We start from the raw sequence: 10227 nt of genomic DNA on the forward strand, positions 1-10227 counted from the left end.
TAACATTTTGTGCGGTATCAAAGGTAGCATTCACAAAGCGGGTCCCTCACCCGCGCACCATCATGCTCAAAAGACGATCGATGCTTCTCCAAGTGAATTGACGGTCGCTCCGGAAATGTCGAGTTCTGTTTGTTAGAGGGGCCCTACTAGCAATTTGCCCGTCAGGTCACCCCTCGAGCTGTCCTGTTGGATCAGTGATTGTACCACCAGTAGCCTGACCAGAGCGAAGAGACGGGCCGACGCTCCGCCTTCAGTGCCGCTACCTCCTCAACTGGTCGAAGACGCGGACCGTAAACTGCGGGCGGATAGACATCGTCCCAATACACATATCCAGTCCTGTATCGGTGCGCCGGATAGGTCGAGATATCCGCAGCCGAGGCAACGCTTGCCGAGAGCATCGGGGCGGAAGCGCACAAAAGCATGGTCAGGACCAGGGCACGGGGCTTCATAGGGCAATCTCCTTCTCAAAATGGCTCAAGCTCGAAAAATGCGATGCCCTGCAAAAGGTTGCATCGCGTGATGCTAGGGACGTCGCGGCGAACATAGCACATTACTTGTGGCCGTGCACTGGCGCACTTTCAATGGAATGCGCCTCTACCTGACAGTCACCTCTACAATAATAGTCGACATACCGCGTTGCCTGCGATTTTCGCCTATCACTTCTAGTGTGAATCGGTAATTTCCCGCGGAAGAGGGGGCTTGGTAACGAAATGATGGACCGACGGTGGTTACAACGCCGGCTGTTGGCGGCTCGAGCAATTTTATCTCGTCCAGGAGCTGCGTCCTGCCGCGCAATCCCTGCAGGCACTCGCCTCCAGGTTGGATCGAAAAGGACCAATACACCGTGTCGGAGCGTAGTTCGAAGCGCTCGGCGCGTGGTGCGCATTCGCCTGCGATCGCAGTGCGCGCCAACAGCAAGCCGGCGAAGCAGCACAGGCCGGCCATCGCTGATTTGATGCTCATGTGACCGCCCCTCGAAGGTCCCGAATGCGTCAATTGCTATAGTGCAGACCATACACGATAGTCCACTGGTAGATTTAACCGAACTGGGACGGCGCCAAGAGGCGCGGACCAGTGAACATGGTTTGTCACAGCAAGTGAAACGCGCATCGCGGGCAAACTACTTGGTCCCTGTCTTTACGCAATCGTCGAGCTTGCTTTGGCTTGAGCTGCGGTGATGTTTGATTTCCTTGGGAATCGGAAGACGTTTGGCTTGTGCTGCATTGAGCAGGCTCTCGAAGAAGACAAGAGCTCCGCGCGCTTGCACATGGACTTCCATGCTTGGGTACGACAGCGTCGGATCTCCCGAGACAGTTCGGCTACATCGATGGCCAACGACCGTTCGATGGCTGAACGAGGTGCGACATCGGAAAATATCGCACCTCGCAGCAATCGGTAGTGACCGGCGTCCTCGCCGGGCAACAGCAACGGCGGCGGTGAAAGAATTTCAAGCTCGCTCGGCAAGGTGATCGCAATAGCCGGGTGAGCCGTATGGAAAGGACCATTCATGTTGCCCCGGGCTCCGCGCTTGAGGCCGATGCGGACGGTAGGGCCGAGACAGCGTTCTCATCGACCGACCTCGGCGGCCACCGCGGCCGCTCGTTGCCATGACGGTGCAGGGCCTGGTGACGTGCTTCTGCTGGTTCTTCAGGGTAGCCACGGCGACCCACGGATAGCGCCTGATCGAGGCTGCCGTGGCGCGACAGCAGGCGCGCGATCTTTCCGCCGGATGGACCAGCAGCCCATCGTGCTTACCTCTGGATTCAATCAGGGCTCGATGGCCTCTGCTTGCCGGCGGTCGCCAGGCAGAGCTCCACATAAGACGAAAACAGGAGTTTGCGGCAAGCTTGCTAAACAGCATTAATCGTGCACTTAATTAAATTACTTAAATTGTGAAAAAAATCAAATTTAATGCTAGGCTGCAGAAGTTCGCGCCAAGAGCCCGAGTGCGAGCACAACCTGCGGTCTCGGCATCCATCCCACCCCTGCATCCCCAAGGATGCCGAGACCGTTTTGGCAGCTAAATGGATAAGTACCGCCGACACGAGATTCAGAGCATAGCGGACCGGCTAGATGCGATCGTCAAAGAACTGAACGATCTGGCAAAAGAGGAGGAATCCGCGTTTAAGTCGCGACCTTCCGCCTTTCAGTTGAGCGTCGCCGGTCAAGACTCCGAAGAATCCTATGAAGCACTTCGATTGATAGCTACTGCCGTAGGAGACGAGACATTGACGCTTCGGCAAATCGGCGAGCCTCGCCCGAAATATCGACTTCGCTAGCGCGGACACGTTCCGTTCTTTTGCAACCGTAAAAGCTCATCCAGGTTGTGCGGCTTGAGAACGAAAGTGGATCGAAGGGAAGTGAGTTTCTTGGTTTGCCGTCCATGTTTTGTGAGGCGCAAAGGTGCTGGCTCGCGTGCAGCTTGAGCCAGCCGCGCTCAACCGAGCGCTTGCTGCCGACCCCAACTTGTCCCCACTGGCTTAGAGCGCGTACGGAGAGCCGCGTTGATTTTCTCTATGTGGATGCGGGTCAATGCTCTTTCGAGCTGAGCAAGCTTTGCTTGCTGCGGCTTCCGTGTTGGCGCCGGCGTTCGGCGGTAAGCCTTATGCGACATAGCCTCGGCGTTCATTCGGCGCCTTAGCCTGGGCACTGCCGCTCCAGAGCAACACGCAACCATTGCATTGGTCGGCCGGGTGCAGCTCGCGACACGTCTTCATCCAGTTAACGCCCCACCTTTGGCGTATGGCCCGCAAACATCCCTAATTCGGTCCTCCCATCTTCCTGTTGCCGCCACAAACGGATCTCACGAATGCGTGACCGCTTAGGGGGAGAAAAATGCGCGCGCGGAGAAGGGCATGGAAGCTACTGGGGGCAAATCGTCATGAGCCAAATGTTGAGCAACTTCAGCTCGATCTGGCGGCGTTCAACCGGTGCGTGGAGGCATTGGAAAAAGCCGGCGCCAATCCTCACGACATAGAGGTGCTGACTACGCACGCACTTAAGCTGGCCGAGCAGATCGATGAGATGCGTTGGTCGAATCCCGCAGAAGCTTTGGGGTGGCTGTTCGAAAAGGCGACCCGCAAAGCTACTGAGGATCATCTGTCTCGACCAGCCTGATTGTCTGTGCAGTTGCGCTTGCGCCGGACCTAACTGCTCCCTCGCACGCGCGGCCAGAAAGCGCCGACCCGGAGCCTGATCGGCTCTTCCGACATGAGCGGACGCTATCGGATGGCGGTGGCCCCAGAGAGAGGGGCTGGTGGCTCAGTTGTGAACAGGAACACGGAGTCGGCGAAGGTCGCTAAATTAATGTGGTGAATTCCAAATTTAAATTTAAATGAAAGTGAAAAAGAATTATACTTGTGGTTAGATTGGAGCGTGGCGCTTGCCTCGAAGCACCCCTGCATCGATACTTCAGGCCCAGGTCATTTCCTGCCCACAGTTGTATCTTGACGGATGCTCTAACAATCGCTTGAGTTGCGTGATTTTAATGTTTCCGTTTCGCCGGTCTTCTTTTTTCTCAGGTATTATTTGAGGCGTATAATGACTATTTGTGATCGCGCCACTGTTCTCCGCCAGCATCTTGATGCGCTTGCTACTGAGCTTTCCGAAGTGGAGAAGCTTCGAGATCGTGTGCTCAAGGCTGAGCAGAGAAGGCTCGACGCTGCACTTCAGAGGAAGAGAAGTAGCGGAGAGCGCTTGCGGGCGCGCGCGCTGGCCCCTGGGCGATCGATGTGATCGGCATGGCCAAATTAAGTTACTAAATTAGGAACCAACTAAATTGGATGCTAGTTTTGCTTCGGTGTGTCCTCCAACGACGGAGACGACCATGAAGCAACAGGAGCAATTGCTATACGACCTGTCCGCCGATGAGCTTTGGTCATTGCGGGAAGATGTTGACGCGAAGCTGACGATGATCCTCCGAGAGAGGAAGGGCATTCTCGAAGAGCGCCTAGAGCAATTGCAACCGCGCCGAACCCTGAACAGTATTGGGCCGCCTGAGTAACTGACGCAGGGCTCGCCTTGCCTTGCGATTGCCCTTGGTCATTGGCAGCGGTGTGCATCTTGGCTAGCGTCGCGGCGCCCGTCTCTCCGCACCAGTCGCCGACAGCCGTCCAGTTGGCGGCCCCTGTTTCAAGAACCGCGCAGATGGCCCGCTCTCGTGCAGTTCGAGGCAGCCTTAGTCGACTGCCATCTTGATGCCGGCGCCGAAATCCGTTGGACAACCTTGGGGGAAAAGTGGGCAAAAGCGTTTGGATGTGTTCGCCTCGTTTACCTTCAATGCCCGATGAATCGGGAGTGTTAGCCGTGAGTATCTATTTCTTGTCTCTCGCGGCCTGCGTTGTTGGGATTCTGCTATTCCTGACATTCTGTCGATAGGGCCGACAGCGGGCGCATCAGTTGCCGCGAATCCTCAGCTTAAGACCGAAATTGATATTTTCGGCCAGTTGTTTTTGACTGTGCACGGATGAGCGCGTTCACTCCCAACTCGGAGGCGAACGTGATCCTTACCTGGTTGCTTGTTGTACTCGTCACCGTCAGCGCAGCGGTCTTGATCGCCCATGCGATCGATGCAATGCGCTCCTGATCTCAAAGTTTTCCACGAGCGGTCGCTAAGTCTGGACGCATTTGCGAGTAGTGTTCCGCCCGGACAGCCCCGTATTGACTTCCTCGGCATTCCCGGTGCCCATTTAAACGACTGTAAATTAATATCGTCCGAATGTTATTGTCTTCGATCGGAACGAGTCGCCAAGCATGTTGAGATCTCCCATCATTGCCGAGTGGAGCCATCCGCAACCTAGACGAAGCCATGGAGATGCGCGGCCATTCGTCATCGCCTCAGGTTTGTCAGGAAGGCCTCGCAGGCCTTCTCGGCGTCGGCGAGGGTAGTAAAGGGCGAGCCGGGAAGCTTGATTGCCGGCTTGTTCATGTAAATGGGCCGCCATGAGGCAACAAAGCCGGGCTGTCCGTGAAGCCCAGGACCGGCACGGCTTTCGTTACTGATCACAAACGAATATCCGTCGTCGCTCGCCATCCATATTTCAAGCTCACGCACTGCCGTGTCGACGCGAGTAAAATGCAGGGCCACATCACCCTCCACATTAGCTCGTCAAGAACGCCACATCGCGGCAACCGAGGCGCTGCTACTTGCGTAGCGGCCCACGGCTCCGATGCACCATCCGACCCTCAGTTCTGCCTGACGTTGGGTCGATCGGAGCTCGACCGGGGCGCTCTCACGTTGCCGTTTCGGCTTCCTTCGGGCAATGGCCCAGCCATCACCGGCGCGCTCCCAGCAATTTATGGTGCTTGGAGCAGCGGCGGGCAATAACTGCGAAGGGGAATCGAGCCGGGGCAGCGTGTCTTTTGGGGCCGATTGATCCAGGCCGGTGACATTGGGACGCCCGCCGGGCAGTCCCGCCGCTAGAACTATCGTCGCCCCCGGGTGGCTAGAACCGCAGATCGCGCGCGACGAAACCAAAAAACCAGCGATTGCAAAAAGGAGGGAATCAACGCTCTCTACGTCGCGCGCGGTCGATCAGGGCCTCGACTGTTGGTAGTATGCGCGTGACGACCGCGTCGATTCCGGCCACGGTTGGGTGCAGGCCGTCAAGCTGCTTGAGCCGAGAATCGTCGACAAATGCATCGTCGAAAGCCGGGTAGAACAAGACGTCGTGCTCGCTGGCGAGACCAGAGAACATTGCTGCAAAAGCGCTCTTGTATTCGTCTCCCAGGCTGGGCTGGGTCCGGACCCCGCAAAGAAGCACGACAATTCGCCGAACTTCGAGGGTGCGTAGAATCGTCGCGAGTACCGCGCGAGTGGCAGTCGGATCGAATCCCCTGAGCATGTCATTCGCACCGAGCTCCAAAATTACCGCATCGGTTCCGTCGGGGATTGATCGGCTCAATCTAGCGAGGCCCCTCGCAGCTGTGTCACCACTAACGCCGGCATTGATAACGTCCACCGTTTGACCTCTCCCTCTCAATGCAAGCTCGAGTTTGGCCGGAAAGGCATCGATGGCCGAAACTCCGTATCCTGCAGTGAGAGAATCTCCCAGCACGACGATCCTGACCGCCTTTTCTTCGGCACAAGCGCGATGGTTCGTTGCCCACGCGAGCACGATGCAAGCGGCGACGATGGTAACTGTAAGGCGCAGAGTGAACTTGGCCATGCCAATCATTAGACCCGACAGCGAACAGACGGCAACACGCTACGGTAACTCCCCTGTCGTGATCCGTTCCGGGGCAAAATGCGACCTCGCGGAAGAGTAGCTCTCGGCGTGGAGCGGGCTTCGCCCTCGGTATCGCAAGCCGAAATCCGCTCGCAATTCGAGGCAGAAGCGGCTGGCGCCAACTGCTCGCCGCCGGCTGGCGGTGACTAACAAGATCCGCCGTTCCCGGGCCTTGTCTTGCTGGGCTCGAACATTGCTGTCTCTGGTCCCGCTAGCTCGGGAGTCACGCAACCGGACTGCAATATAATATAATAATAACAATTAAATGTTGCAGCTATTTAAATATCAAATAATATGCTTTGCAATTCCGTGGCGTTGGACGAGCGCTCGGTGGATTGCTGGGAACCCCTATGAGGTTTTTTCTTGGGAAGACCAAGGGGCAACCCGCGAAGCTCCATACCCTATTTTGAGTTTAATGACGGACATATCCTTTCGATACCTCAATCGAAATTTCGGTCGCAGTTTTGGCCGCAGCTGAACTTGGAAGAGCGAACTATGAAAGGGCAGACGAGGTTACAATCGCGCATCAGGCAGCTGGAGCAAGCGGTTGCGACGGCTTGTCACTCCTTGGAAACCGCGTTGCGCGAGGGCTACGTCTCCCGAGACAATGTGGAAGACGCCCGATCGCACTTGTTGCGCTCTTTGACGCCGCCAACGCCTCGCGAAATTCGTCGATGCCTTCTTGAGAAAGTCCCCAAAGAAACTCAGTGAGCACCCAACACTGAATTACACTTTTCGTTGATGCCAGTGTTAGTTTGATCGATGGGTTATCCGTATGCAAAAGCTGATGACCGCTTTCGACATATGCATTTGGATCGCCTTGCTGACGCTCGTAATTGCCGGAGTCGCGCGCGTGAGCATCGAGGCGAAGGACCGACGCAACCATCACCAAATTGCGCGCCTCTACTGAACGATCAGGAGGTTCTGTTGCTGGAGCGACGAACTTGCCATCGCTACTGGATCAACCGGAATGCTACCGTCCTTTGTGGCGAATTGATCCTGGCGCGGCATTGTCGTGTCCGTGACATGTCGCTCGACGGAGCCGGCGTGTGGCTTGGCGGCACAAAGCTTCTTCCTGTTGAATTCAATCTGGCAATTGACGGGTATCAGTCTCCTCGCCACTGTCGTGTGGTTTGGCGATGGGGCGATTTCGTCGGACTCAGATTCCCACAAAACTGAGAACCAGTACGAAGTCGCGCTGATCGACCCGTCAAACAGAAGCGTGCTGTCGCAATCAAATTTGAAAGGGAGCAGGCGAGGCAGCGGGCGGGCACCGCGTGGAAACGCGAGCGGCGCGATAAGCCCAAGCCATCGAATGATGGACCGAAGCTGTCCGTCGTGCGCTACCTGCGTATTCCAGGGATGGTGATCAGTGATTCCAGACGATGGTGATCACGGATTCCAGTGATCGTGATCAGGTTCGGAAGCGGACACGACTGACGGGTTTATGTGTGCTGGAAACGGTCTCCTCGTCAAGGCTGGCGGGCTGGTTTGGAGATCGTTCCGGCGGTCCATGGGAGGGCCCCGTGCGCGGCGCGGAGTGCCCCCACGAGCGACGGAGCGACGCGCGCGGGAGGGACCTGTGGGCCGGCGGAGCGATCGGGCGCGAGGCGATCATGGTTTTTTCTTTTCATCGGCGTGACGGCGCAGACTGTCGCCTTTGAGCTCGATGCGGTGCGCATTGTGAATGATGCGGTCCAGTATCGCATCGCCAAGGGTGGGGTCGGCAATGACATCGTGCCATTGCGACACGGGGACCTGACTTGTGATCAACAAGGATCCCTTGTCGTAGCGATCATCGACGATCTCGAGCAGATCGCGGCGCTGGTCGGCGGTGAGCGGTTCAGGTCCCCAGTCGTCGAGGATGAGGAGATTGACGCGCTCGAGCGCGGCGATCAGGCGCGCCAGACGGCCTTCGCCGCGCGCCTGGGCGAGATCGGCGAACAGGCGGGATGCTCGCTTGTAGAGGACGGAGAAGCCGTCGCGGCAAGCTTTGTTGCCGAGCGCACAGGCAAGCCAGGACTTGCCGGTGCCGGTTGGGCCAACAATGACCAGGTGGTTGGCATCACGGATTCATTGGCAAGTGGCGAGGGTTTGGAAGAGCGAACGGTCAAGGCCGCGAGCGGTGCGATAGTCGACGTTCTCGATGGCGGCGGCTTGACGGAGCTTGGCACTGGTCAAGCTGCGCATGAGGCGACGGTTATCGCGAGCGGTGACCTCGCGATCGACGAGGAGGCCGAGCCAATCGGCGTGCGGCATTTCGGCCGCCTCGGGATTGTTCTGTAGTTCGGCGAGAGTATCGGCCATAGCGGCGAGGCCGAGAGCGCGCAAGCGATCGATGGTGGGGTGAATGAGCATGCTGATCTCTCCTGATCAATTGTAGTAACTGCGGCCACGGATGTTGGCGTGGAAGAGGATGGGCGCCTCCTCGGCGGGCGGAGCGGTTCTGTCAGTGCCGTTCTTGAGGATGGCGGCGACTGATTTGTACGAACGGGCGTTGAGGAGAAGGGCACGGGCGCAGGCGGCGTCGACGCGCTCTTGGCCATAGCGCTTGACCAGCCCGAGAATGCCGATGGCCGAGCGGAAGCCCTGTTCCGGATGTGGTCGCGACCGCAGGATGACGTCGATCAGGGTCCCGGCGTCGGGGCCGACCTTGGCGGCTTCGGAACGAATACGCTCATGGGTCCAGTCACGATAGCGGCGATGCGAGCTTGGCATATGCTCGGAAATCGTCGTCGGGCGATGCGGCAGCGTGCTGCGCAGATGCGAGGCGATGCGCTTGCCGCGCAGGAAAATCTCAACCGTTCGCGCGGTGATCCGAGCCTCGACCTCCTGATGCACGAGGTGGTGAGGCACGCTGTAGTAATGCTTGGCGATCTCGATATGATAATCGAGGTTGACCCGGCAGCGCTTCCACTCGGCGTACTCGTAGGGCTCATCCGGCAAGGGGATTAACGCCGGGCGATCGAGCTCTTCGAATAGGTCGCGCCGGCTTCGCCCCCAGCTCCGCAATGGTCGATTGTTGAGATCGACAAGCAGCGCGTGAATCGCCTCATTGAGAGCGGCAAGCGAGAAGAAGCGGTGGTTGCGCAGGCGCGCCAGAATCCATCGCCCGACGATTTGGACCCCGACTTCGACCTTGGCTTTGTCGCGCGGCCGATACGGCCGTGCAGGAACGATGGCGGTGCGATAATGGCGGGCGAGATCGGCATAGGTCCGGTTGACCATCGGCTCGTGAAAGCAGGCCCGTGATGCCGGCCTTGAGATTGTCGCTCACCGTCTGCCGGGCCACACCGCCGAAAAAGGCAAAGGCCCGGACGTGGGAGGCGATCCAGTCGGGCAGGCTCTGGGTGAGGCTGGCCTCGGCGTAGGTGTAGTTCGAGGCGCCGAGCACGGCGACGAAGATCTGCGCGTTGCGCACCTCGCCGGTGAGCCCGTCAACCAGGTCCATGGTGTGGCCAGAATAGTCGCCGAACAGCTTCTCGCCGGCGGCATGAACCTGGCGCAGGGTCGGCTTGAGACGGCCGGCCCATTCCCTGTAGCGTTCGCAAAACCACGCATAGCTGAAGCTGTCGGAGTTTGCGTCGCAATACTCCTCCCACAACAGCATCAGCGTGACGTTCCTCCGCCGCAGCTCGCGATGCACGAGCGCCCAGTCCGGATGCGGACGCTCGTCGCTGGGCCGATCGGAAGGCGGCGGAAACAAGCGGTTCTCGAGCTGGACGTCGTCATCCAGCTCCGGCGGCAACGGCCAGGTCAGACCGGCGCGGCGGGCTCGGTTGAGGTATTTGCTGACCGTGCCCTGGGCCAAGCCGAGGCTCCGGGCAACGGCGCGTTGCGACATGCCGACGCTGCAGTGCAGGCGTAGAACTTCGCGAATGTGGCGCATGGACAGTCTCTCTGTCGGCATCTCGATCCTCTGCGGTCGTTTGTGAAGAACGTTTCTGAGCACCGTTTTTACGCAAGGTGTGGTTGCGATAGGCGGCGACAGAGTATCCAT

At 58.3% G+C, this 10227-nt stretch carries 9 protein-coding genes and 2 pseudogenes; 4 read left to right on the forward strand and 7 right to left on the reverse strand.

The genetic code is table 11. The features are described from left to right. Positions 1-191: 191 nt before the first annotated feature. The 3 genes from SO139_RS36605 to SO139_RS36615 form a co-directional block, all read right to left on the reverse strand. Positions 192-449: a hypothetical protein gene (locus SO139_RS36605; RefSeq protein ID WP_449382866.1), complete on the reverse strand. Its 258-nt coding sequence runs from the start codon at positions 447-449 to the stop codon at positions 192-194. A 145-nt stretch (positions 450-594) separates the two neighbouring features. Then, positions 595-963 carry a hypothetical protein gene (locus SO139_RS36610; protein WP_449382865.1) on the reverse strand — a complete coding sequence of 123 codons (369 nt, stop codon included), beginning with the start codon at positions 961-963 and terminating at the stop codon, positions 595-597. 174 nt (positions 964-1137) lie between these two features. Continuing rightward, the gene (locus tag SO139_RS36615) at positions 1138-1509 is read right to left on the reverse strand and encodes a hypothetical protein (protein ID WP_449382864.1); all 372 of its coding nucleotides are present in this window, start codon (positions 1507-1509) and stop codon (positions 1138-1140) included. Between the two features lie 1326 nt (positions 1510-2835). Between SO139_RS36615 and SO139_RS36620 the strand changes: the two genes are divergently transcribed. Next, positions 2836-3117 (forward strand): hypothetical protein, encoded by a 282-nt coding sequence (locus tag SO139_RS36620; RefSeq protein ID WP_449382863.1) that lies wholly within the window; start codon positions 2836-2838, stop codon positions 3115-3117. Positions 3118-3826: 709 nt separating this feature from the next. Beyond that, complete coding sequence (locus tag SO139_RS36625; protein WP_449382862.1) at positions 3827-4003, forward strand: hypothetical protein; 177 nt, start codon at positions 3827-3829, stop codon at positions 4001-4003. Between the two features lie 825 nt (positions 4004-4828). Here the strand turns inward: SO139_RS36625 and SO139_RS36630 are convergent. Together SO139_RS36630 and SO139_RS36635 are read right to left on the reverse strand one after the other, a co-directional pair. Continuing rightward, entirely contained in the window at positions 4829-5086 is a 258-nt protein-coding gene (locus tag SO139_RS36630) for a hypothetical protein (RefSeq protein WP_449382861.1), read from the reverse strand. 418 nt (positions 5087-5504) lie between these two features. Then, positions 5505-6167 (reverse strand): arylesterase, encoded by a 663-nt coding sequence (locus tag SO139_RS36635; RefSeq protein WP_498541539.1) that lies wholly within the window; start codon positions 6165-6167, stop codon positions 5505-5507. A gap of 835 nt (positions 6168-7002) precedes the next feature. On the opposite strand from SO139_RS36635, the gene SO139_RS36640 reads away from it, so the two are divergent. Together SO139_RS36640 and SO139_RS36645 are read left to right on the forward strand one after the other, a co-directional pair. Then, the gene (locus SO139_RS36640) at positions 7003-7137 is read left to right on the forward strand and encodes a hypothetical protein (RefSeq protein ID WP_474802478.1); all 135 of its coding nucleotides are present in this window, start codon (positions 7003-7005) and stop codon (positions 7135-7137) included. Between the two features lie 17 nt (positions 7138-7154). Next, positions 7155-7406, forward strand: coding sequence for a PilZ domain-containing protein (locus tag SO139_RS36645; RefSeq protein WP_449382858.1), 252 nt, complete (start codon positions 7155-7157; stop codon positions 7404-7406). Positions 7407-7841: 435 nt separating this feature from the next. Here the strand turns inward: SO139_RS36645 and istB are convergent. Beyond that, positions 7842-8585 (reverse strand): annotated as a pseudogene (gene istB / locus SO139_RS36650) (IS21-like element helper ATPase IstB). 15 nt (positions 8586-8600) lie between these two features. Next, positions 8601-10137, reverse strand: a pseudogene (gene istA / locus SO139_RS36655) (IS21 family transposase). Between the last annotated feature and the right edge of the window lie 90 nt (positions 10138-10227).

The sequence above is a fragment of the Bradyrhizobium sp. UFLA05-89 genome (assembly GCF_059803475.1).